Annotated in this window: 25 protein-coding genes and 3 pseudogenes; 16 read left to right on the top strand and 12 right to left on the bottom strand. The window is 71.4% G+C overall.

All coding sequences use genetic code 11. From position 1 onward, the window contains the following. Positions 1–3: 3 nt before the first annotated feature. Positions 4–468, bottom strand: coding sequence for an SUKH-4 family immunity protein (locus ASC82_RS29240; protein ID WP_242427553.1), 465 nt, complete (start codon positions 466–468; stop codon positions 4–6). A 421-nt stretch (positions 469–889) separates the two neighbouring features. On the opposite strand from ASC82_RS29240, the gene ASC82_RS04790 reads away from it, so the two are divergent. The 3 genes and pseudogenes from ASC82_RS04790 to ASC82_RS29230 form a co-directional block, all read left to right on the top strand. Next, the gene (locus tag ASC82_RS04790; protein ID WP_157863436.1) at positions 890–1,546 is read left to right on the top strand and encodes a hypothetical protein; all 657 of its coding nucleotides are present in this window, start codon (positions 890–892) and stop codon (positions 1,544–1,546) included. Between the two features lie 79 nt (positions 1,547–1,625). After that, positions 1,626–1,808 (top strand): annotated as a pseudogene (locus ASC82_RS30920) (transposase); the annotation flags it as partial. A 28-nt stretch (positions 1,809–1,836) separates the two neighbouring features. Continuing rightward, positions 1,837–1,989: pseudogene (locus ASC82_RS29230) on the top strand (IS5/IS1182 family transposase); the annotation flags it as partial. 32 nt (positions 1,990–2,021) lie between these two features. Here the strand turns inward: ASC82_RS29230 and ASC82_RS04785 are convergent. Continuing rightward, positions 2,022–2,591, bottom strand: a complete 570-nt coding sequence (locus tag ASC82_RS04785; protein ID WP_242427603.1) for a hypothetical protein — start codon at positions 2,589–2,591, stop codon at positions 2,022–2,024. 65 nt (positions 2,592–2,656) lie between these two features. Continuing rightward, positions 2,657–3,325 carry a hypothetical protein gene (locus ASC82_RS04780; RefSeq protein WP_199862463.1) on the bottom strand — a complete coding sequence of 223 codons (669 nt, stop codon included), beginning with the start codon at positions 3,323–3,325 and terminating at the stop codon, positions 2,657–2,659. Between the two features lie 278 nt (positions 3,326–3,603). Between ASC82_RS04780 and ASC82_RS04775 the strand changes: the two genes are divergently transcribed. Then, on the top strand, positions 3,604–4,086 hold the full coding sequence (locus tag ASC82_RS04775; RefSeq protein WP_157863435.1) for an SMI1/KNR4 family protein: 483 nt from the start codon (positions 3,604–3,606) through the stop codon (positions 4,084–4,086). A 238-nt stretch (positions 4,087–4,324) separates the two neighbouring features. Beyond that, the gene (locus ASC82_RS04770; protein ID WP_056642004.1) at positions 4,325–5,224 is read left to right on the top strand and encodes a SigB/SigF/SigG family RNA polymerase sigma factor; all 900 of its coding nucleotides are present in this window, start codon (positions 4,325–4,327) and stop codon (positions 5,222–5,224) included. A 76-nt stretch (positions 5,225–5,300) separates the two neighbouring features. Here ASC82_RS04770 and ASC82_RS04765 read toward each other — a convergent pair whose 3' ends face one another. Further along, the gene (locus ASC82_RS04765) at positions 5,301–5,813 is read right to left on the bottom strand and encodes an ATP-binding protein (RefSeq protein WP_056642001.1); all 513 of its coding nucleotides are present in this window, start codon (positions 5,811–5,813) and stop codon (positions 5,301–5,303) included. A gap of 53 nt (positions 5,814–5,866) precedes the next feature. Continuing rightward, positions 5,867–6,190: a hypothetical protein gene (locus ASC82_RS04760; RefSeq protein WP_056641996.1), complete on the bottom strand. Its 324-nt coding sequence runs from the start codon at positions 6,188–6,190 to the stop codon at positions 5,867–5,869. A 160-nt stretch (positions 6,191–6,350) separates the two neighbouring features. Between ASC82_RS04760 and ASC82_RS04755 the strand changes: the two genes are divergently transcribed. The 5 genes from ASC82_RS04755 (at position 6,351) to ASC82_RS04735 (ending at position 11,606) form a co-directional block, all read left to right on the top strand. Continuing rightward, positions 6,351–6,839 carry a hypothetical protein gene (locus tag ASC82_RS04755; protein ID WP_056641990.1) on the top strand — a complete coding sequence of 163 codons (489 nt, stop codon included), beginning with the start codon at positions 6,351–6,353 and terminating at the stop codon, positions 6,837–6,839. Positions 6,840–6,906: 67 nt separating this feature from the next. Continuing rightward, positions 6,907–8,100: a winged helix DNA-binding domain-containing protein gene (locus ASC82_RS04750; RefSeq protein WP_056641984.1), complete on the top strand. Its 1,194-nt coding sequence runs from the start codon at positions 6,907–6,909 to the stop codon at positions 8,098–8,100. A gap of 265 nt (positions 8,101–8,365) precedes the next feature. Continuing rightward, positions 8,366–10,555 (top strand): catalase/peroxidase HPI, encoded by a 2,190-nt coding sequence (katG, locus tag ASC82_RS04745; protein ID WP_056641982.1) that lies wholly within the window; start codon positions 8,366–8,368, stop codon positions 10,553–10,555. 199 nt (positions 10,556–10,754) lie between these two features. Further along, on the top strand, positions 10,755–11,156 hold the full coding sequence (locus ASC82_RS04740; RefSeq protein WP_056643233.1) for a winged helix-turn-helix domain-containing protein: 402 nt from the start codon (positions 10,755–10,757) through the stop codon (positions 11,154–11,156). A 24-nt stretch (positions 11,157–11,180) separates the two neighbouring features. Further along, the gene (locus tag ASC82_RS04735; RefSeq protein ID WP_056641979.1) at positions 11,181–11,606 is read left to right on the top strand and encodes an STAS domain-containing protein; all 426 of its coding nucleotides are present in this window, start codon (positions 11,181–11,183) and stop codon (positions 11,604–11,606) included. An 11-nt stretch (positions 11,607–11,617) separates the two neighbouring features. Here the strand turns inward: ASC82_RS04735 and ASC82_RS04730 are convergent, their stop codons facing one another. After that, a complete protein-coding gene (locus ASC82_RS04730; RefSeq protein ID WP_056641976.1) occupies positions 11,618–13,234 on the bottom strand; it encodes a phospholipase D-like domain-containing protein in 1,617 nt (538 codons plus the stop codon). 237 nt (positions 13,235–13,471) lie between these two features. On the opposite strand from ASC82_RS04730, the gene ASC82_RS29225 reads away from it, so the two are divergent. Both ASC82_RS29225 and ASC82_RS04725 read left to right on the top strand, forming a co-directional pair. Further along, on the top strand, positions 13,472–13,645 hold the full coding sequence (locus tag ASC82_RS29225) for a CsbD family protein (protein ID WP_079039045.1): 174 nt from the start codon (positions 13,472–13,474) through the stop codon (positions 13,643–13,645). Positions 13,646–13,788: 143 nt separating this feature from the next. Then, entirely contained in the window at positions 13,789–14,289 is a 501-nt protein-coding gene (locus ASC82_RS04725) for a hemerythrin domain-containing protein (protein WP_277914773.1), read from the top strand. A 129-nt stretch (positions 14,290–14,418) separates the two neighbouring features. On the opposite strand, the gene ASC82_RS04720 is transcribed toward ASC82_RS04725, so the two are convergent. From ASC82_RS04720 to ASC82_RS04705, 4 genes are read right to left on the bottom strand one after another with little or no spacing between them, the layout of a single operon-like run. Next, positions 14,419–14,988, bottom strand: a complete 570-nt coding sequence (locus tag ASC82_RS04720) for a type 1 glutamine amidotransferase domain-containing protein (RefSeq protein WP_056641973.1) — start codon at positions 14,986–14,988, stop codon at positions 14,419–14,421. 47 nt (positions 14,989–15,035) lie between these two features. Next, a complete protein-coding gene (locus ASC82_RS04715) occupies positions 15,036–15,809 on the bottom strand; it encodes a metallophosphoesterase (RefSeq protein ID WP_056641970.1) in 774 nt (257 codons plus the stop codon). After that, entirely contained in the window at positions 15,806–16,060 is a 255-nt protein-coding gene (locus ASC82_RS04710; RefSeq protein WP_056641967.1) for a hypothetical protein, read from the bottom strand. The genes ASC82_RS04715 and ASC82_RS04710 overlap by 4 nt, the downstream gene beginning before the upstream one ends. Then, positions 16,057–16,740, bottom strand: coding sequence for a nucleotidyltransferase family protein (locus tag ASC82_RS04705; protein ID WP_056641965.1), 684 nt, complete (start codon positions 16,738–16,740; stop codon positions 16,057–16,059). Before ASC82_RS04705 ends, ASC82_RS04710 begins: the two co-directional genes overlap by 4 nt. Positions 16,741–16,956: 216 nt before the next feature. Between ASC82_RS04705 and ASC82_RS04700 the strand changes: the two genes are divergently transcribed. After that, positions 16,957–17,634 carry an HAD family hydrolase gene (locus ASC82_RS04700; protein WP_056641963.1) on the top strand — a complete coding sequence of 226 codons (678 nt, stop codon included), beginning with the start codon at positions 16,957–16,959 and terminating at the stop codon, positions 17,632–17,634. Positions 17,635–17,778: 144 nt separating this feature from the next. Here the strand turns inward: ASC82_RS04700 and ASC82_RS04695 are convergent. Then, positions 17,779–18,087 (bottom strand): annotated as a pseudogene (locus ASC82_RS04695) (cyclase); the annotation flags it as partial. Between the two features lie 136 nt (positions 18,088–18,223). Here ASC82_RS04695 and ASC82_RS30530 point away from each other — a divergent pair. From ASC82_RS30530 to ASC82_RS04680, 3 genes are all read left to right on the top strand, one after another. Beyond that, positions 18,224–18,433, top strand: a complete 210-nt coding sequence (locus ASC82_RS30530) for a hypothetical protein (RefSeq protein ID WP_056641960.1) — start codon at positions 18,224–18,226, stop codon at positions 18,431–18,433. Then, positions 18,418–20,655: an alpha-N-acetylglucosaminidase gene (locus tag ASC82_RS04685; protein ID WP_056641955.1), complete on the top strand. Its 2,238-nt coding sequence runs from the start codon at positions 18,418–18,420 to the stop codon at positions 20,653–20,655. Before ASC82_RS30530 ends, ASC82_RS04685 begins: the two co-directional genes overlap by 16 nt. Positions 20,656–20,731: 76 nt before the next feature. Continuing rightward, positions 20,732–21,373, top strand: coding sequence for an adenosylcobinamide amidohydrolase (locus ASC82_RS04680; RefSeq protein WP_056643226.1), 642 nt, complete (start codon positions 20,732–20,734; stop codon positions 21,371–21,373). A 6-nt stretch (positions 21,374–21,379) separates the two neighbouring features. On the opposite strand, the gene ASC82_RS04675 is transcribed toward ASC82_RS04680, so the two are convergent. Beyond that, positions 21,380–22,045 carry an alpha/beta fold hydrolase gene (locus ASC82_RS04675; protein WP_056641952.1) on the bottom strand — a complete coding sequence of 222 codons (666 nt, stop codon included), beginning with the start codon at positions 22,043–22,045 and terminating at the stop codon, positions 21,380–21,382. Positions 22,046–22,161 lie beyond the last annotated feature (116 nt).

The raw sequence follows: 22,161 nt of genomic DNA, 5'->3' as shown, positions 1-22,161 counted from the left end.
AGCTCAGTAGAGCCAGCGGTCCAGGAACCCTGGCCAGAGAAACCCCTCGTAGCCGTTGAAGGCTGCCGGGTCGATCTCCTTCAGCTCCTCGGCAAGCCGGTTCAGCTCGGCGAAGGCCCGCTCTTCCTCCCCTTCAGAGGGGTACTCCTCGGGGCCGTCCGGCTCGCTGAGAAGCTCTGAGGCGGTTACGCAGCTGCCGTATTGGTGCAGGACGTTGAGCCACACGCCGACACCCGAGTTGGCGAACCATGCCTCCCCATCCGGCATGACGAAGTAGACCGTTCCAGTCTCCGGCTCGACGCCGAACGATGACCGCTCGGCCTGATCATCGGGGTCCGCCTGCTCGGTGAGACGGTAGAGCGGGCCCCGGGACGTGAGCAGGACCGGATCAGCCTCGCTCTGCATCACGACTCGTTCGATGAGGCGCGGAGCTACCGGGACGCCCACCTCGACGAGCTGTGCCTTCATGAAGCCCGGGATCTACCAGCCCGCCACAACGTCCCGTCCGGCTCGCGTGACATGCCCCAGACCGGCCCACTCGGTCAGCTGGTCGTAGGTCGCCATCGAACGATCCTCTTCCGTCGGCCGTGGTCCTGACCCTATCGAGCCGGTCTCAGGTCACGACACGGCAGCACTTGCGGGACAGCCCTGAGGGCGTTTCCCTTCGGATCACCTCGCCAATCAAATGGAGATGGCGGGGAGGTGGAGTCCGGCAAGGAGACGCCGCAGGAGTGAGCGTCCGGATGGCCCTCGCGCGGTGCCGCTTCTGGTCGGTCCAGGTTGGCTCCGCTCCAGATGACCGTGAGCACATTGCGGGACAGGGTGGAGGGTTCGCGGCCCGTTCCGCAGGCAAGCTCCGGCCTCTACCTCGCGTTCTCCCTTAGGCTGCGTGATCCACATCGCTCGGGGGATCATGAGCTTCATACGCGAACGAAGACGGTCAGTCTTCCTGATGCTGACGCTGGCGTTCCTTCTCGGCACCACAGCGCTGGCCGGTGCAGCGACGGGAGGCCAGGGTGGCCTGATGCTGTTGATCTGGCCTCGTGAGCAGGCGCTCCTACTGGTCGGCGTGATTCTGATCCTCCTGGCCGCAGCAGCCCTGCGTGGTCTGGTGAAGTCCCCACTGCGAGCGACACTGGCGACCCTCCTGCTGCTCCTGGGCGTCCCGTTGACCTGGATCGCCGGAACCTTCGGCCTGCTCGACCCTGACGACCGGGAGGTGAAGACACAGGTGGCGCCGGGCCACAGCGACCGCAGGCTGGTACTGGTGCAGTACAACGACTTCGACCCTGCGCGCTGCCTCTACGTCCACCAGGACGGCCTGCTCGGGGAACGCCGTTGGAAGGTCGGCTGCTTCATGGGCGAGGAGGACGGACTCCGGGACGCGATGTGGACGTCGTCCGACCGGGTCCGTATGACCTTGGGCAGCATGTCACAGGAGAGCTACGAGGTGACCATCTTTCCGAGCGGTCAGCCCGAGAGGGTGCTGCTTTACGGCAGCCATATCTGTCCGGGCGACTTGCGCGGGGAATGTAAGAGTTTCTGAGTCGGCTGGAAGGTGTCGGCCCCAGCGGCACGGCGCTGGGCACCTCCCTGCGCTGGGCACACCCAGTTTCACTGGATTGGTGACCCACCAGGGCGTTGGTCGATGTGTGTCGTTGACTGACGTCCAGTGGGCGAGGATCGAGCCGTTGCTTCCGGACCGGACACCTCGGCGGGGTGGGCGGTGGCGTGATCACCGGCAGGTGATCGACGCGATCGCGTTCAAGTACCGCACCGGGACACCGTGGATGGACCTGCCCGAGCACTTCGGGTCGTGGAAAGGCGCCGACCTTCGACCGCGAGGCCTACAAGCAGCGCAACACCGTCGAGCGATGCATCAACAAGCTCAAGCAGTGGCGTGGCCTGGCCACCCGCTACGACGAGACCGCCACCACCTACCTCGCCGCCCTCCACATCGCAGGCATTTTCATCTGGTCGATGCGGTGAGCAGAACGGCTGGTCAGACTGAATCTAGCGCCCTACCAGTGATGCCAGACTTCTGCGGGAGCGACGTCCCAGGACGTGTACGCAATCTCCCCGGGATTACAGAAGAGCGCCCAGGTCACCACGGCATCGCCGGCACGCTGTGCCCCCAGGTCGATCTCGAATCCGTCGACGATCAGTTCCCCTCCTCCGGTGGACCGGAGCCCCACGTCGTGCCGGTCGGCGTAGGACTCCATCTCCCCCAAGAGCTCCGATGGAATCCGGCCGATCAGACGAATTCCCTCGTGGGTGACCTGCGGGCCGAACCGACCATCCACCAGCACGCACGTCAACCCCACCTCTTCAACGAAGTAACACTTCACCGCTGGTCGACTTCTCCAAGCCTGCGGCTGTGGCTTGGAAAACTCGACCCGCCACTGCGTACGGCCCGTCGATTGCCAACCCCCCATGTTGTGCTGCTCTGCAGTGAAGCCCTGCCCCACCATGGCGGCGACGGCGTCCTCCCGACTCATTCCAAAATCCAGGGGGCCAATGACCTGGGAAGGGACGTACCGCCACTGATCCCGCTCGGAGTCCCCGAGGACCACCCAATAATCCGTGCTCACGTCTCAATGATCGTCCACGCGGCTCTACTCAGCGCGATCCGATCAGAAGATCCGAAGGAAACGCCCTAGCCCTCTCCGACGGCCTCGCCCTGCCTCACGCCCTCGCCGTCGTCCTCGGCCTCGTCTGCATCATCCTCGGTCTCATCTTCGTCGTCGTCGATGGCAAGGTCTTGCCGCATCGCGCCCCGCATGACGGTCAACAGGGCCCAGCCGCCGTCGACGAACTCGCCGAAGGAGGCGAGTTCGCTCTGCGCGGCGGGGTCGCCGCCCGCCGCTATGAGCCGCTTGAGCGTCCCGTAACCGCTGTTGAGCCATCGGTTCGCTCGGCCGACTTCGGTCAGCACCGCGTCGGGGACGATCATCTGCGCCTCGGCGTAGGCGGCCCTGAAGGTGATGCGCCGCTCCTCCAGCTCTTGGAGGCAGGACTGGACGTCACCTTGTCCGCGCAGCGCGTACGAGAGGTTCACCTGGGCCGTCAGGTAGTGCCGGGCGGCGGTGTTGAGCGTGATGTAGCAGCCGCGCCGTAACTCGATCCGCTCCCGCACTCGCTGCTCTGCCTGCTCGGCGACCCGCACGGCGTCGGCATGCAGCCGCTCCACCCGCTGCTGCTCCGTGGCCGCCCTGAGCTCCAGCCGCTTCGACCGGTCGGCGCGCGACTGGGTGAGCAGCGCGGCCCCGAGAGTGCCCACGACGCCCACGACGGCGACGACGAGTGCGATCCACTGCTCCCCCATGGGTTCCCCCTTCGAGTCCTCCGGCCCGGCAGTATGCCGGGGGGACGTCGTTCCTCCCCCGCTTCCGCTTGACGCGAGCGCGGACGGCGAGGACGGTCAGACGGTCGCGGGGGAACCTTCCCCATAGCAACGCGCCTTAACGGTATGACCGGACGGGGCGGAGAGCTGTTCCGGCTCCGCCCCGTCCGATTTCTTCTCTGCACATGTCTTGAGTGAGGTTCGGAATGTGGATCGATCGACTGGTGGAAGTCACTCATGGGGAGCCCCGCCATGCGGACATGCCGTGGGGTGAGACCGAGGAGCGTCTCGGCCTGACCCTGCCCGAGGATTACAAGCGCCTCGCCGCCACCTTCGGGACGGGTCTCTTCTCGGAGTTCCTCCAGATCCTTTCCGTCGCACCCGGAGGGGCCTTCGACCTCTCCACCACCTGGCAGAGCCTCGACGCCGACGCTCCGGCCGAGGGGGAGGATCCGCTGTACGCGCCGTACCGGATCTACCGGCCCGGCCAGGTGGGGCTCATCCCCTGGGGGTTCAGTCAGGCCGAAGGCGAGTACTACTGGCTGGCGGATGGCGGGGAGCCGGACAAGTGGCCCATCGTGACGCGCGGGCGCGGGTACCGGGAGTGGCGTCAGGTCGACATGTCCACATCCGAGTTCATCTACCGCGTGGTGGCCGATCCGCAGTTCGAGCCCTTCTCGATCGCGGCCCTGGTACCGGAGCCCTTCTTCACGCCTGTTCCGGAGAGCACCTTCCGAGCTTGACGTCGGTTCGTCGGATGTCCATTTCCTGGGCGACAGCGCACAGCGGTCGATCGCATCGCATTGCTGCGCGAGCACACGCCGGGGTCGCGCTCCCACGGAATGTGATGCACCCATCGGCGCTCGGCGCCATCCCCGCAGGGATGCGTCGAGGCACCCTCCGGCGGGTATACCCAGGGAGAAGACCACGACGGTACCGGCGCCCCCCATGGGCGCCGGGCCACCCCGTCGAAGGATTCCCATGTCACCCCTCTCCCGCGACACATCGGATCCCGTCCATACGCCCTCCCGCGCGGACGTCCGCACAGCGGTCCTGGACATCCCCGAGGACACGCTCGGAGTCGGCACCGACGAGGCACGGACCCTGTCCGTCTCGCTGTTCCGGCGGCTGAACGAACTCACCGAGGGCACCGCCGAGTACTCGTACGTGCGCAACACGCTCGTCGAGCTCAACCTCAGCCTGGTGAAGTACGCCGCCCGCCGGTTCCGCCACCGCAGCGAGCCGATGGAGGACATCGTCCAGGTGGGGACAATCGGCCTGATCAAGGCGATCAACCGGTACGACGTCGAGCGCGGGGTCGAGTTCGCGACCTTCGCGCTACCCACGATCACCGGCGAGATGAAGCGCTTCTTCCGGGACACCTCGTGGGCCGTGAAGGTGCCGCGGCGGCTCCAGGAGCTGCGGCTCGACATCGCCAAGGCACAGGACACCCTGGAGCAGCGGCTGGGCCGCGGGCCCACCGACCACGAGCTCGCGGAGCACCTGGGCGTCGACGACGACTCCGTGAGCGAGGGGCGCCGGGCCGCCAACGGGTACAGCGCCGGTTCCTTCGACCGGCCCGCCGGGGAGGAGCCGGAGGGGAACCCGTCGCCGCACACGCTGGGGGTCGAAGAGCCCGCGTACGAGCTGATCGAGAGCCTGGAGTCCCTCAAGCCGCTCCTGGCCGGCCTCGGTGAGCGCGACCGGCTGATCCTCTCGATGCGGTTCGGGGAGGACCTCACGCAGGCCGAGATCGGCGACCGGCTGGGCGTTTCCCAGATGCAGGTCTCCCGGCTGCTGTGCCGGATCATGACGGATCTGCGGACCGGGCTCCTGACGGACGAGCCGCCGCCCGATCACGACGGACAGGCCGCCGCCTGATCACGCTTGATTCCGCTTGATTCCGCTTGATCACGCTCGCGAATCCCGCCTGATCACGCTCCGGAGCCGGGCGCGCTCAAGGCTCCGCCAGGTCTGCGCCCGGAAGGTTCCGCGCCGCGGCCCTATCCGAGGTGAGCCGCCTCGGTGCCGCGACCTCCAGCCAGACGCACTTCCCGCCGTCCACCGGCTCCGCACCCCAGCGCCGCGCCAGCCGGTCCACGATGAGCAGTCCGTGACCGTGGTGGAGCAGTCCGTGACCGCCGGGCCGGGTGGGATCCGCGGGGCGTTGGAGGGTCGGGAGTGCGGGGCTCCGGTCGGTCACCTCGATGCGCAGACCGTCGCCGGTCAGCCGGAGCACCAGCGAGCGGAGACCCTCGCCGTGCAGGCGGGCGTTGGCCACCAGTTCGGACACCAGGAGCAGGACGTCCTCGGCGTCCGGATCGAGGCCGTCGTCCCCGGCTCCGGGGGGCGGCCACTCCCACTTGGCCAGTGCGTGCCGGGTGAAGTCCCGGCACCTGGCGACGACGTGCTCGTCCCCGGCGCCCGGCACATAGGCCTGGATCCGTTCCGGTGAGCGGCGCTCGCTCATCCTGCGCCTCCGCTGGTCGCTCCTGCACGGGGCGTGGCCACCCGGCCGACGCTTCAGCGGCCGAGGGCGCGCTGGAGTTCGGCCTTGTCCATCCGGGAACGGCCCTTGATGTTGCGCTGCCTGGCCTCGTTGTAGAGCTGCTCCTTCGTCGGGCCCTGGGCACCGCTGTGGGAGCGCAGCCCTCCACGCCTGGAGGAGGACATGTCGTCGAGGGAGGAGCGGCTCGCCGTCTTCGACTCGCCGGCGCGGGCGCGTTCCTTGTTGACGGTGCGTGCCGCGATCTCCTTGGCCCGCCCGGGGCTCTCGCCGCGCTCCTCTGCGCTCTCCTTGATGTGCTCGTACTGGCGTTCACGCTTGGGGCTGGAACCGCGAGGCATGGTGGCTCCTTGGTCTCGAGGTCCGTCCGCGGGGTGACCGGACATGCCGAGCGCCTACCCGGGCCGGGGGCGGGCATGCGGGCCGGTGGGGGCCCGAGCGGATAATGGCGGGACCCGTGGGCACCGACCGCTGTCCGCCGACCGAAGAGACGAAGGACCGATGACGCTCGAAGAAGGCCTGCGGGTGAAGCTGGCGAGGGACCTCAGGCTGGCCGGGGCACTGGTCGCGGCCGGGAACGACCCGATGCCGACGGATGCCGACACCGAAACCGACACCGATATCGAGACCGAGACCGGCAGCGACGCCGACACGGACGGCGCCATGGACGACGTCGTCGTGGGCGGGTCCCTGTCCCTGGCCTCGGGCACCGAGGGCACCGTCGAGCGGGTGCACGACCACCGTGACCGGGAGGTGCGGCAGAGCCACGGAGCCCGGGAGTACGTACGGCTCAAGTCCCTCCTGGACGACTTCGGTCACCAGATGCCCCCGGAGACCCTGAGGCAGCTCGAAGAGCAGATCGGCTCCCTGGAGCCCGAGTGGATCGCCCACCAGGGGCGGCAGCTCCGCGTGACGGTCCGTGTCCGTCTGGACAACGGATTCGTCCTCGACGACGTACACGAAGACCTCTTCACCGTCGGCGACGCGTAACCCGTCCCTCCCTGGGCCCGCACGCGCCGGCGAGCCCGCACGCGCCTGCGGGCCGTAGCGTGAGGACATGCCGTCGATCCCCGTGTCCTGGGACGCCGCGAACGCCCGGCGGATGGACCGGCAGGGGCTCCTCGCGCCTGCCGGCAGCGCCGCTTCCTCGCCCGCCGACATCGCCGGGCAGATGCTCGGCGCCCACGCGCAGGTGGCGTCGGCGGCGGAACTCTCGATCGCGCTGCGCCTGGACGGCGCGATCCGCGCGGACGTGCGCGACGCCCTGTTCCACGGGCAGCGGCCGGCCGGGGAGGAGCGCGAGGGGCCGCCGCCCGGCACGCTGGTGAAGACCTTCGGGCCGCGCGGCACCATCCATCTGCTGCCCGCCGGGGACCTTGCGTGGTGGACCGGGGCCCTGTCCGCCGTGCCCGCGCGTCCCAGCCCCTTCCTCCCCGAGGCCCGGTTGACGCCCGCCCGGACGGACGAGGTGATCGCCGCGATCGGCGACGCGCTGGCCGGCGCCGAACTGACCGTGGACGAGCTCACCGAGGCGATCGTCGCGCGCACCGGCTCGTGGGCCGCGGACCCGGTGATGCCCGCCTTCCAGACCATGTGGCCGCGCTGGCGCCAGGCCACCCACACCGCCGCCCAGCACGGGGTGCTGGCCTTCGGCCGCGACCGGGGTCGCAAGGTCACCTACACCAACCCCGGCTGCACCCCGGCCTCCCCCACCCCGTCGCTGCACCGCCTCGTGGACCGGTACCTGCGCGCCTACGGGCCCGCGACCGCCCAGGATCTCGCCTCCTGGCTCGCGGCGCCGGCCGGCTGGGCCACCGAGCTCTTCGCCTCCCTCGCCGACGAGGAGCGCATCGAGGAGGTGGCCTTCGGGTCCGGCCGTGCCTGGCTGGCCGCCGGAGACACCGCCTTCCCCGACGAGCCCGCGCACGGCGTGCGACTGCTGCCCTACTTCGACGCGTACGTGGTCGCCTCCCGCCCCCGCGACCTGCTCTTCCCCGGCGCCGCGGCCGCCCGCGCGCTGGCCGGCGGCCAGGCCGGCAACTATCCGGTGCTGCTGGTCGACGGCACGGTCGCCGGGGTCTGGCACCAGCGCCGCTCGGGCCGCCGCATCGCGCTCACCGTGGAGCCGGTGGGGAAGCTCGGCGCCGCCCACCGGCGTGCGCTGCGCGAACAGGTGGAGCGCACGGGCGCGATGCTCGAGGCAACGGCGGAACTCACCCTGGGCACGATCACCGTCGGCCCCCACGCCTGACCGCTCGCGCAGAGAAATCCGGGCGTCGACCGGCCGGAATTCCCATTCCTCCGGGCATTCCTGCACGGCCGCCCGGGATCGCGACGATCGGAAACTCCCCGTGCTTGTCGCACGAGATGCCCCGCGTGTTCTCGCCGTGGTGCGGTGCGCGGTGCGCGACCATACGGGCGCAGGCCTCAGCGCTCGATTCGATATCGCACAGATCATCGAGATCGAGCACGCGGGCAACCGCAGGCGGAAACACCGAGACAGGAAGAAGGCTGACGTGTCCGGCAGCGAAAGCGAGAATCCAGCAATCCCCGCCCCGACGCCCACACCGACGCGGCCCAGGACGAACCGCGACTGGTGGCCGAATCAACTGGACCTACAGGTTCTCCACCCGAACTCGCCCCAGGCCGATCCGATGGGCGAGGACTTCGACTACGCCGAAGAGTTCGCGACCCTGGACGTCGAGGCGCTGAAGCGGGACGTCTTCGAGGTGATGACGACCTCGCAGGACTGGTGGCCCGCCGACTACGGCCACTACGGCCCGCTGTTCATCCGGATGAGCTGGCACTCCGCCGGCACCTACCGGATCGCCGACGGCCGGGGCGGCGGCGGCTCCGGCGCCCAGCGTTTCGCCCCGCTCAACAGCTGGCCGGACAACGCGAGCCTGGACAAGGCCCGCCGTCTGCTCTGGCCGGTCAAGCAGAAGTACGGCCGGAAGATCTCCTGGGCCGACCTTCTGGTCTTCGCCGGAAACTGCGCCATGGAATCGATGGGCTTCAAGACGTTCGGATTCGGTTTCGGACGGGAGGACATCTGGGAGCCCGACGAAATCTTTTGGGGACCCGAGGACACCTGGCTCGGAGACGAGCGCTACAGCGGCGAGAGGGAACTCACCGGCCCCTTCGGCGCCGTGCAGATGGGCCTGATCTACGTCAATCCTGAAGGCCCCAACGGCAATCCGGACCCGCTCGCCGCCGCCACGGACATTCGCGAGACGTTCGCCCGTATGGCGATGAACGACGAGGAGACGGTGGCGCTCATCGTCGGCGGCCACACCTTCGGCAAATGCCACGGCGCCGTCGACCCCGAGTACATCGGTCCGGAGCCCGAGGCCTGCCCCGTCGAGGCCCAGGGCCTGGGCTGGCGGAACTCGTACGGCACCGGCGTCGGCGACGACGCGATGACCAGCGGGCTCGAAGGCGCCTGGACCACCGAGCCGACCAAGTGGGACAACGGCTACCTGGACAACCTCTTCCGGTACGACTGGGAGCTGACGACGAGCCCGGCCGGTGCGCAGCAGTGGACCCCGACGGACCCCTCGGCGCAGGGCACGGTGCCCGATGCGCACGATCCGTCCAAGCGGCACGCTCCGATGATGCTCACGACGGACCTCTCCCTGAAGCTGGACCCGGTCTACGCGCCGATCGCGAAGAGCTTCCACGAGAACCCGGCCAAGCTCGCGGATGCCTTCGCGAAGGCCTGGTACAAGCTCCTGCACCGCGACATGGGCCCTCTCTCGCGCTACCTCGGACCGTGGATCCCCGCGCCGCAGCTGTGGCAGGACCCCGTGCCCGCGGTCGATCACCCGCTCATCGGCGACGCCGAGATCGCCGACCTCAAGGCCCGCATCCTCGGCGAGGGCCTGTCCGTCTCCCGGCTGGTCGCCACCGCCTGGGCGGCGGCGGCGAGCTTCCGCGGCACGGACAAGCGGGGCGGGGCCAACGGGGCCCGGATCCGGCTCGCGCCGCAGAAGGACTGGGAGGTCAACGCCTCGCCCGAGCTGGCCGGGGTGGTGGAGACCCTCGATCGGATCCGGCAGGACTTCAACGCCGCGCAGACCGGCGGCAAGAAGGTCTCGCTCGCCGACCTGATCGTGCTGGGCGGCTGCGCGGGCGTCGAGCAGGCGGCGAGGAACGCCGGGCACACCGTCACGGTCCCGTTCGCGCCGGGCCGCACGGACGCCTCGCAGGAGGAGACCGACGTGGAGTCGTTCTCCGTGCTCGAACCCCGGGCGGACGGGTTCCGCAACTACCTGCGGCCCGGAGAGAAGCTGTCGCCGGAGACCCTTCTCCTGGACCGCGCGAGCATGCTGAACCTCTCCGCACCCGAGATGACGGTGCTGACCGGCGGCATGCGCGTCCTGGACACCGGCTTCCGGGGAAACCGACACGGCGTGTTCACCGAGCGCCCGGAGTCCCTGACCAACGACTTCTTCCTCAACCTGCTCGACATGGGCACGGAGTGGAAGGCGTCGGCCACGGAGGAGAACGTCTACGAAGGCCGTGCCCGTGCAGGGGGTGAGCTCAAGTGGACCGCCACCGCGGTGGACCTCGTCTTCGGCTCGAACTCCCAGCTTCGCGCCCTCTCCGAGGTGTACGCCTCCGCGGACGCGGGAGAGAAGTTCGTCGGTGATTTCGTGGCGGCCTGGGACAAGGTGATGAACCTGGACCGGTTCGACCTCGCCTGACCCGGACGCCCCGGCCGGCCCTCCCCGGGCCGGCCGGACTGGCCACGGCGGCTGCGTACCGCCACGGCTGATGCCTAGCGCTACGGCGGATGCCTACCGCTACGGCGGATGCGTACCGCTCCAGCAGATACGCACCGCTACATACGGCGCCGGATTCCGGTCTGGCGAAACCGGAAGTTCAAATCATATAATGTCGGACATGGAGCCGACCGAACCGCGCACCAGCTGGACGTTCGTCACCCACCACGCCCGGATCCTCGTGATGATCCTGCGCGATCCGGAGACGCGGCTGCGCGATATGGCCGAGGCCTGTGGGCTGACCGAACGCGCGGCCCAGGCCATCGTCACCGACCTGGAGAACGCGGGCTACCTCACGCGGACCCGTCACGGCCGCCGCAATCACTACCGGATCACGCCCGGCACCCACTTCCGCCACCCCGCCGAAGGACCCCACGAGATCGCGGACCTCTTGAACCTCCTGGCCGGACTCGACACCCCACCGGACGAAGAGACCCCCTCGACCTCGACCGCCCCCTCCACCTCGACCGCCCCATCCGCCACGGCCGAGACGCGGCCGGGACCCAAGGGCACGCACGCATGAGCTGACCTCGAAGGGAGAGAGGCCATGCCCGACCGCTTCCAGCCCGCCCCCGCCTCGGACAGCGCCGCCACCGTGCGCCCGGCCTCGGTCGCCGTGGCCGTCGAGCGCGGCCCTCACCGCGTGCTGGCGGGCGTGCGGGGAGAGATCGACATCGACTGCGCGAGCGACCTGCGCGAGACCCTCCTCGCGGCCTTGGAGGTCAGCCGCCGCGGCCTCGACGTCGACCTGTCCGGAGTGACCTTCTGCGACGCCTCGGGACTCGGCGTCCTGCTGGACGTGAACGGGACGGCCGCCGAGGCCGGCAAGGATCTCGTACTGGTCGCCCCCGGCCCCCGCGTCACCCGCCTGTTCGAGCTCACCGGTACGCAGCACGTGTTCACGGTCCGCGCCAGGACGAACTCCCACGAGTCCCCTCGTGACGCGCTCACCGACCTCACGAGGGGCGACTGAAGCGGATCCCCTCAGTACGCGTTACGCCGCCGCATACCCATCGGCCGTCCGTCCGGGTCGACCAGGAGATGGTGCAGCGGAGTGGCGAGCAGCCGCTTCGCTGTGGGCAGTTCCGGCGGAACGTACCGGCGCAGACGACCCGGCGGCCGCGGACCGCGACAACCGCCCGCGTGCCAGTCGTCCAGCCCGGCGGCGGCCGTGTCGAAGGCCGCGAAGGCGGCCACCGGGTCGCACAGCGCGTCCGTGACCGACCGCCCCGGAGCGTCCTGGGCGTCCAGGTGCTCACGCATGAGTTCCAGGCGCAGTTCGCGGGCGAAGACGCGCGCCCCGTCGCCGAGACCGCCCGGGTCGGAGGGGGCCCGCGGGTCCGCGCTCCGGTCGAGCACGACGCAGCTGAGTTCCGAATCGTGCGTCCAGGAACGCAGGTTGACGTTGTCGGAGCCGACGGAGGCCCACACGTCGTCGATCACGCACGCCTTCGCGTGTACGTAGACGGGGGTTCCGGCAGGATTCTCCAGGCCGTAGACGGCGACGCGGTCGCCGGCGGCGCGGCGCAGTGCGTCGAGGGCCGTGATCCGCCCGATGAGGTTCATCGGCAGGGTGAGCCGGCCGTCCTGCTCGGGGACGGAGGGGATGACGGCGATCAGCCGCAGCTCCCGGTGCGCGCTCAGCGCCCGGGCGAACCGGTCCACCACGCGGGGCGACCACAGGTACTGGTCCTCCAGATAGATCAGCGCCCGGGCCCGCCGCAGCGCTTTGGTGTAACCCCGCGCGATGCTGAACTCGCCGTCGGGCGCGAACGGGTAACCGTGCAGCAGCCGGTTCGGGTAGGTCCGCAGCACCTGCACCGCCTGGGTGCCGCACGGTGCCGGATCGGCCGTCTGCGGCGGCAGCCGGCCCGCGCTGACGTCCTCGCGGCGCGCTAGCTCCCGCAGGCGGACCAGGGGGCTGCGGCTGAGCGGTGCCGGGTCCTGCCAGCGCTCGCGGAAGACGGTCTCGACGTCGCCGACGGCCGGTCCGCGGAGGGCGAGCTGGACGTCGTGCCACGGCGGGTGCGGCCCGTAGACGGTGGCCATGGGCAGTGACTGGCGGTCGCCACCGTGGCCGGCGTCGTCGTTGCGGTTGTGGCAGAGGTCGATCCCGCCGACGTACGCGACGTCCAGCTCGGGGCGGCCGGGGTGCCGCAGCACCACCAGCTTTTGGTGGTGCGAGCCTCCGGGGCGTACGCGCAGGTCGAGCAGGCACTCGCCGCCGGCGTCCTCGATCTCCTCGCCGAGGCGAATGTTCTCCCGCTGGCTGAAGTGGAGGCCGTCCAGGTGCGAGCGCCACAGCAGCCCCTTGACGACGACCCCGCGCTCCGCCGCCCGGGCGAGGACGGTCCCGATCTCACTGCCCGGCCCGTCGAGCCGCTCGTCGCGGTCGCCGCGCCAGTCGGTGAACAGGAGCAGGTCTCCCGTACGCAGCGCACGGATGCCCGCCAGCAGCTCAGCGAAGTACGTGGCGCCGTGCACGAGGGCCCGTGCGTGGTTCCCCTCGGTCCAAGGCGACCCGTCGGGGTGCCGCGCGTCCAGGCGGGTCGCGGTGTTGCCCCGCTCCCCTGTCGTCAGGAGCCAGTCTGTGTGCGTCACGGCATCGCCTTCCGATCGGCGTCTACCCACTGCGCAGCCCCTCACTCGGGAACTCCGGAACTCGGGCACTCGGGCACTCGGGCACTCGGGCACTCGGGCACTCGGGCACTCGGGCACTCGGGCACTCGGGCACTCGGGCACTCGGGCACTCGGGCCATGGTCCTGTTTGACCTGTTTGGCACCGCCGGAACGGGTTAGACGCAGCGGAGGACCGATTCCCGGCGAAAGGAGCGAACCGTGTCCGGCGAAGAGAAGATGCGCGCCAAGAAGGAACAGACCGTGGGCAAGGCCAAGGAAGCGACCGGCCGCGCCGTCGGCAACGACCGTCTCACCGCGAAGGGACGCGCGGAGCAGGCCAAGGGCAACGCCCGCGAGGCCAAGGAGAAGATCAAGGACACGTTCGAGAAGTAGCGGGGCCCACACCCGACCGTGTCGCTCACCCCGCTCCGGGCAGGGGCCCGGCGCGGGGTGCGGCAGGTGGGGGAGGTCGCCCTGATCCCCCGGCGTGGTTCCCCGGCACGATTCCGTGATTCCCCGGCAAGGAGGCGAGTGGTGTGGCAGGTGACGAAAAGGACCAGGACGTCGTGGCGGTGATCCTCAAGGACCACCGCACCATGGAGGACCTGTTCCGCCGGATGCGGAGCGTCGAGGCCGACCGCGCGAAGGCGTTGGAGGAGTTCTCGGCCCTGCTCATCGCCCACGGCGAGGCGGAGGAGACCGAGGTCTACGGCGCGCTCAAACGCTTCAAGCACGTCGACGACGAGGAGGTGGAGCACGGCGAGAAGGAGCACGCCGAGGGCAATGAGGCGCTGCTTGCCCTGCTGGAAGTGGACGACGTCGGCTCCGAGGAGTGGGACGGACGGCTGGAGGACCTGGTCGAGGCGGTGACCCACCACGTGGACGAGGAGGAGCGGACGATCCTCAACGCCGCCCGGGAGAACGTCCCCGACGAGCGCAGGGCCGAACTGGGCGCCGCGTTCCTGAAGGAACGCGCGGAACAGCTGGCGTCGGGCTGCGGCAGCATCGAGAACGTGCGCGGGATCGTGGGCGGCTGAATCGCGGCTGAATCGTGGGTGGCTGACCTGACGGCTGACCTGTCAGGTACCCGGATGAGCCCACGGGCCTGTCAGGTACGCGGATGAGCCCACGGGCTTGTCAGCCCACAGGCTTCACCTGCGCGCGGCTCAGGTACCCGCGGCCGCCGAGTGCCGGGCGCCGGCGAACTCCCGTACAAGGGCCGAGCAGAACGCGTCCAGATCCGCCGGCTTGCGGCTGGTGACGAGCGTCGCGGGCGCCTCGTGGCAGACGTGCACCACCTCGTCCACCCAGGTGCCGCCCGCGTTGCGGATGTCGGTGGCCAGGCTCGGCCACGAGGTCAGCGTCCGGCCCCGTACGACGTCCGCCTCCACGAGGACCCAGGGCGCGTGGCAGATCGCCGCGACCGGTTTGCCGGCCGCGAAGAAGCTCCGTACGAAGCCGACCGCCCGCTCGCTCATGCGGAGGGCGTCGGGGTTGGCGACCCCGCCGGGCAGGACGAGCGCGTCGAACGGGTCGGACGCGTCCGCGGTGTCACCGGCGAGTACGTGATCGACGGGGTGGGTGCCGCCCTTGTCGAAGTGCCGGAACGCCTGGACCCGTCCGGGCTTCGTCGAGACCAGCCGCGGGGTCCAGCCGTGCTCCTCGACCGCCTTCCAGGGTGCGGTCAGTTCGATCTCCTCCACGCCCTTGGGCGCAGTCAGGAACGCGATGCGCACGTCGCTCACTTCCTTCACCGGTGTACGACTCCGGATACGCCCCGCGCCTACCCGGGGCGGGAGCCCGTATGCCCGTCCGGGACGGGCGGCGCGTCTCCGTCCACCGGGAGGTGGTAGACGGCGAAGGCCCGGTCGATGACGGGCATGGCGACGTTGCGGACCCTGATCCCGCCGGCCGTCATGCCGTGTTCCGTGCCGAGGTGGGCGTGGCCGTGGACGGCCAGGTCGGCGCCCTGCTCGTCCATGGCCTCGGCGAGCAGGTAGCTGCCGAGGAAGGGGTAGATCTCCCGGGGCTCGCCCGCCAGCGTGTCGGGTACGGGCGCGAAGTGCGTCAGCGCGATCCGCAGCGCGCAGGCCGCGCCGCCGAGCTCGCCCAGCGCGCGCCCCAGCGCCTCCGCGCACCGGCGGCTGTGGCGGATGAACGCCTTCATCTCCGGCTCGCCGAACTCGCTGCCGCTGCGTCCGGCGAAGCCTCCGCAGAAGCCCTTGGTCCCCGCGATTCCCACCCTCGTCCCGGCGAGGTCGAGAGCGATCCCCTCGCCGTCCAGGACGTGCACGCCCGCCGCCCGCAGCTCCCGCGTGACGTCCTGCTCCCGGTCGCTCTGGTAGTCGTGGTTCCCGAGGACCGCGACGACGGGCACCGGCAGGCCCGCGACCTCCGCGGCCACCACCCGGGCCTCCTCCGGGGTGCCGTGCCGGGTGAGGTCGCCGGCCAGCAGCAGCACGTCCGCGCACGTACCGAGGGTGTCGAAGGCGGGCCGCAGCAGCCCGGCGCTGTCCGGGCCCAGGTGGATGTCCCCGACGGCCGCCACGCGAATCACGACAGCTCCTCGGCACGATCGGGCGGGGCGGGGTGGCTCACGGTGAGGTCGTCGTACCAGTCCAGGCCCGCCAGCTCCTCCCCCGCGAGGCGGAGGACGGCCGACCGGCACTGTTCGTCGGGGACCCAGCCCCGGACGACGACACGGGCGCCGTGCGTCTCGACCCGTACGCCGAGTACGGCGGTCTCCTCGCGCGCCAGCCGGTCGCGGAGGTGCTCGATGCGGTACTCGGTGATCTCGACGGAGGTCACTGTGCGTCCTCGCTCTCGTCGGGGCCCTCGTCCCCGGGACGGCGGTCGATGACCCGGAGGCTTTCGAGCAGGTGGAGGAAGGCGTCGGGGAGCGGGGCGGCCCGGTGATCCCGGTCGAGGCGGTCCCAGTCGATCTGTTCGCGCAGCATGCGGGCCATGGGCAGCAGGTCGCCGAAGTCGCAGTAGTGCTCGCAGAGGGCCGCGAGGCGGCTTTCCATGAGGTCAGTGGGCGACAGGACCGGCATCCACACCGAGTCCACCGCCTTGACGCTCGCCCGCCCCAGCAGCTCCGTGCTGACCGGACGCCTGGCCAGCTCGAAGATCAGGTCGATCTCCTCTCCGCCCGAGCGGCCCTTGACCAACCAGTCCTCGGGGGCCCTGCGCATGGCGATGCCGCCGCCCTCCAGGGCCTTGATCGCCGCGTCGGCGTCCTCCGGCCGGACGCAGAAGTCGGTGTCGTGCTGGAAGCGGGCCGGCAGACCGTGCGCGAAGGCGGCCACGCTGCCCGCCAGGGCGAAGGGCTTCCCGGTGCGTTTGAGCAGCGCCGCCACGTGCTTGGTGACTTCGAGGATCGCCTGCGTGTGGTCCTTGGGCAGCGGGCCGTCGGCCGGATCCGGGGGGCTCAGGCCGGCGGGTGGGGCGACCCCTGGCGGCGTGGGCGGGGCGGTCTTGGAGGCCATGGCACCTCACTCGAACCACGTAGGAGATGACGAGGGCGTGTCACCTGGAGCCCCTAACCGGAATAAAGCGTCACAAACCCTCCCCCTCTCCGGGAGTGCACGGGGCCGTGACGGGTAGGCGCGGCAATGCCCGTCAGAGCATTCCGACCGCCCCGACCCTTCCGGCACAGGACGAGTCGCCATGCCTCGGCCACGGGTCCCGGTAGGAGGCAGCTCATGATCAGGGCCGCGCTGTTCGACGTGGACGGCACCCTCGCCGACACCAACCACCTTCACGTCACGTGCTGGTGGGAGGCCCTGCGGCAGGCCGGCCACGACGTGATGATGCACGACATCCACCGCGCGATCGGTCTGCCAGGGGAGGACCTGCTCGATCACCTCCTGGGCGCCGACCACGACAAGGACGAGGACGAAGCGCTGGGCGCGGCCCACGACACCCTCTACGGCACGTACTTCGACCGGCTGCCGCCGCTGGACTCGGCCGCCGAGCTGCTGCGCGAGCTGCACGGCAGGGGGTGGCGGGTGGTGCTCGTGACCTCCGCCCAGGACCACGAGCTGGACGCGCTCCGCCGGGCCGTCGACGCCGACGACGCCATCACCGCGACGGCCAGTTCCGACGACGTGAGCGAGGGCAAACCCGCGCCCGACCCCGTCCACCACGCCCTCGGCCTCGCCGACGCGCCCGCGCGCGGCGCCGTCCTCGTCGGCGACACGGTCTGGGACATGAAGGCGGGCGCTCGGGCGGGCGTCACGTGCGTGGGCCTGCTCTGCGGCGGCATCCCGCGCGCCGACCTCGAAGAGGCCGGCGCCCGAGCCGTCTACCGGAACCCGGCCGACCTCCTGGCCCACCTCGACCAGAGCCCGTTCTCCCAGGACCCGTTGGCCCGCCGATAGCCCTCCCGCCGACCGCCCACGGCCGGCCGTCATCACATCAGCGCCCACCCAACCACCCATGGCGGGGGCTTCTTCACCCATGCCGGTGCCCCCCACGCGGAGACGCGGAGAACGGCCGGTCCCCGGGGACCATGGCCGTGGGGGTCAGCCGTACCGCTTGTCGTCAGGCGGTGCGGCACCGGGCATTCCGGTCCCGATGGTCCCGGTAGTCCCGGTGGGAGAGGGCCTGCCCACCGCGTCCGTGGGGCTGATGCGCCCCCGCCAGCCGCCGCTCTCCACGCCCCGCTCCTCGATGAAGCCCTTGAACCGCCTGAGGTCACCCTTGACCCGGCGGTCCAGGACCCCGAGCATGTCCCCTGCCTTCTCCGCCATGCCCTGGGGCTCGAAGTCCATCGCCAGGCTCACCCGGGTATGGGCCTCGTCCAGACGCTGGAACGTCACGACCCCCTTCTGCGCCACGTCAGCGGTCACCGAGGTTTCCTTCACCATGCTCACGGGGGATCTCCTCCCTGCGTCCGCGTCGACGACCTGTCGACTACGCGGCGCCTGCCCGGCCCGCCACGCTTCAATCCCGCAGGGCTCTCGGAGCATGAGCGGGCCGGTTCACGGCTCCGGCTGCGCCCGCGAGGATGAGCACCCGCCGGTCCACGGCTCCGCCTGCGTCCTCGTGGGCGCGGGACGCCCGACACTGAGCTGGATTTTCCTCAACTTCATCGTCCTCGTCATGTTCGTCGTCTTGCTCGCCCCCTCGGGCAAGAGGGCCCTCCTCGATCAGGGAGCCGGATGGCCAGTCGCCTGAACCTTCGATGCCGTCACGCCCTCGCCGTCGCGGCGGTCGCCACCCTGACGGCGGTCTCACCCGCCGCCACCGCGCCCGCGCCCGCCGTGACGGCGGCCCCGCCCGCCCCCGGGCCGGCCGGGCCCGCGTTCGATCCGGCGCCCGCCCGGGCGAGCCTGGAGCGTCTGCTGCCGTCCGTGGCGGGGCAGTTCGAGCTGGTCGCGGTCGAGGAGCCGGCCACCGGCGACTCGTTCACGGTCTCGGGGACGGCCGGGGCGATCCAGGTGCGCGGCACCTCGCCGGCCACGCTGCTCACCGGAGTGGGCTGGTACCTGGAGCGGGTCGCCGGGGTCGACATCGGTTGGCCGGGTGACAGCCTCGGCCGGCTGCCCGGCACGCTCCCGGCGGTCACCGGAACCATCACCCGGAGCGCGGCCGTGCCCCACCGCTACGCCCTGAACGACACCGACGAGGGCTACTCCGGCGCCTACCGCGACTTCGCCTCGTACCGGCGCGACATCGACCTGATGGCGCTGCACGGCGTGAACGAGGTGTTCGTGCCGACGGGGGCCGAGTATCCGTACTACCGCGCTCTCCGGCAATTCGGCTACAGCGCGGCGGAGTTGCGCGACTGGATTCCGGGCCCGGCCCATCAGGGCTGGTGGCTGCTGCAGAACATGTCGGGCTTCGGCGGCCCGGTCTCCGAGCAGCTGATCGAGGCCCGCGCGCGGCTGGGCGGCCGGATCGCGGGGCACCTGCGTTCGCTGGGGATGACCCCGGTGCTGCCGGGCTTCTTCGGCACGGTGCCGCCGGACTTCGCCGCGCGGAACCCGGGCGCGGTCACGGTCCCGCAGGGCCGGTGGGTGGGTTTCGCCCGGCCCGACTGGCTGGATCCGACCGGGCCGGTCTTCGAGCGGCTCGCCGCTGCCTACTACCGGGCCCAGCAGCGGCGGTTCGGTGACAGCGACATGTTCAAGATGGACCTGCTGCACGAAGGCGGCACCCCGGGCTCCGTCGACGTGGCGGGGGCGGCCGGCGCCGTCCAGCGGGCCCTGGAGGCGGCGCACCCCGGCGCGACCTGGGTCATGCTCGGCTGGCAGCGCAACCCCTCCACCGCTCTCCTCAGCGGCGTGGACCGCCGCCGGGTGCTCGTCGTCGACGGTCTCTCCGACCGCTACGACGGCCTCGACCGCGAGACCCAGTGGGAGGGCACGCCCTACGCGTTCGGCGCGATCGGCAACTTCGGCGGCCACACCAGCCTGGGCGCCAACACCGGCGTGTGGGTCACCCGTTTCCACGCGTGGCTGACGGCACCCGGCTCCGCGCTGCGCGGCATCGCCTACCTCCCGGAGGGCACCGGCGGGAATCCCGCCGCGTTCGACCTGTTCACCGAACTCGCCTGGCAGCCGGGCCCGATCGACCACAGCGCCTGGTTCGCGGAGTACGCCGCCCGGCGCTACGGCGGCGCCGACCCCCACGCCGCCGCCGCGTGGGAGCAGCTGCGCCGCGGCCCGTACAGCACGCGCTCCGGGACCTGGAGCGAGCCGCAGGACAGTCTCTTCGCCGCGCGGCCGAGCCTGACGACGGTCAGGGCCGCGCGCTGGAGCCCGGCCTCCATGCGGTACGACGCCGCGACCGTGGAGCGCGCGCTCGCGGAGCTCCTGAAGGTGGCTCCCGAGCTGCGGACCACCGACGCGTACCGCTACGACCTCGTGGACGTGGCGCGGCAGGCGCTCACCAACCGCGGCCGCGTCCTGCTGCCGCGCATCAAGGCCGCGTACGAGGCGGGGGACCTCGCGGGGTTCCGGGAGCGGGTGGCCGAGTGGAACGCCCATCTGGAGCTGCTCGGGCGGCTGGTCGCCTCCGACCGGCGCTTCCTGCTCGGCCCGTGGCTCGCCGACGCCCGTTCCTGGGCGGCCGACCCGGACGAACGCGACCGGCTGGAGTACGACGCCCGCTCGATCCTCACCACCTGGGGCGACCGGGGGCCGAGCGAGACGGGCGGGTTGCACGACTACGCCAACCGTGAATGGGCCGGGCTCGTCCGGGACGTCTACGCGCCGCGCTGGGCCGCGTACTTCGCGAGCCTCGACAGTGCGCTGGCGAGCGGTACGGAACCGGTCGCGATCGACTGGTTCGCGCGGGACGACGCCTGGGCGCGCGGGCACCAGCGGTATCCGACGACGCCGACCGGGGACCCCCTCGCTCTGGCGGCCGAGGTGGGGGCGGCCCTGACGCGGTGACCCGGACCGGCGTCTCTAGTCTGGGGAGGTGCTTCCCCGAACTCTCCTCGCGAGCCCGTCCCTCGCCGACGCCGCCCTGCTCACCCACACCGAACAGGGCCGCACGTGGCCCCTCCTGGTGTGGGCCCCGGGACCGGGTGTCCGGATGGTGTCGAGCGCCGTCCTCGGCGGGGGCATCGGGGAGCGGGCGTGGGTGCTGAACGCGCAGGTCCCGCCCGGTTACGACCGGCTCGACCCCGTCGCCCACCTCCGCGCGCTGGCCTCCGGGGCCGGGCTCGAAGGCCCCGGGGTGGGGCTCATGACGGCGGCGTCGGTCGAGAACCGGCGGCACGCGTCGGACGGCGGCGCCGAAGCCTTGGTCACCGCCGGGATCGGGGTACGGGGCTGGGCGGCCGTTCCGGGGACCGGGGGCGTCGCGGCCCCGCGCCCGGGGACGATCAACATCATCGTGTCGCTGCCCGTGCCGCTCACGGACGCCGCCCTCGTCAACGCGGTCGCCACCGCCACCGAGGCGAAGGTCCAGGCCCTCGTCGAACTCGGCGCGGACGCCTCGGGCACGCCTACGGACGCCGTCTGCGTGGCCGCACCCTCGACCGCCTCGCCTGCCGGACCGTCCGTCGAGTCGTTCGCCGGGCCGCGGTCGCTCTGGGGCGCGCGGCTCGCGCGTGCGGTGCACCGTGCGACGTACGAGGCCTGCGCCGGTCTCCTCCGCTCCTGAGGCGCGTCAGCCGTGCGAGAGCAGCGCCGCCGTGAGCTCGGCCGCGCGGCGGTGCCAGAAGCCTGCGCCCCGGAGCATGGCGTGGCCGCCGGTCGGCATCGGTATGCCGGCCGCGTCGGCGCCCGCCGCCCGCGCCCTGCGGACGAAGTCCCAGGACTCTCGGGCCGAGGTGACGCGGTCGGCCTCGTCGTGGAGGAGGTAGAGCCGTCGGCCGCCGAGGTGGTCGACGGGCTCGCCGGTGGGGCACCACGGCGCGAGGGCGACGACACCGCGGACGGCCGGGTCGCCGGCGGCGCTGAGCGCGGCGCGGCCGCCCATGGAATGGCCGAGGAGCACGACGGGCACGGGCCCGACGCGCTCCCGGAGCCGTACGAGGGCGGCCTCGGCGTCCCGGGCCGCGTCGGCGCGCGGGCCGTTCCAGCCGCGATGGAGGTAGCGCACCTCGGCGACCAGCACGTCCCGGCCCCGGACGGCCCGGGTCACGGCGCTGACGAAGGGCCGCATGCGCAGGGCGGGCAGGTTGAGCGCGGGCGGCGGCTCCGGGCCGTCGGCACGGCCGCCGTGGAGCAGCAGGACCGCCGCGGTGGGAGCCGCCGGCGCGCTGCGGACCAGGAGGGTGCCGGGCTCGGCCGGCCGCGCGCGGCAGCAGGCCCCCGGGGTCATCGGCGTCATCGGGGATCCGCGCAGCTCGTACGGGCCACGTGGCTCGCGTCGATCGCGCCGGTCGCATCGGTCGCGTGGGTCGCGGGTCCGGGTCGCCGCGCCATGGGTGCCTCCAGGAGTCGCCT

It is taken from the genome of Streptomyces sp. Root431 (genome assembly GCF_001426585.1).
In the GTDB taxonomy this organism is placed as follows: domain Bacteria; phylum Actinomycetota; class Actinomycetes; order Streptomycetales; family Streptomycetaceae; genus Streptomyces; species Streptomyces stackebrandtii.
The sequence above is the reverse complement of the archived record's forward strand: the minus strand, read 5'-3'. Positions and strand labels throughout refer to the sequence as shown.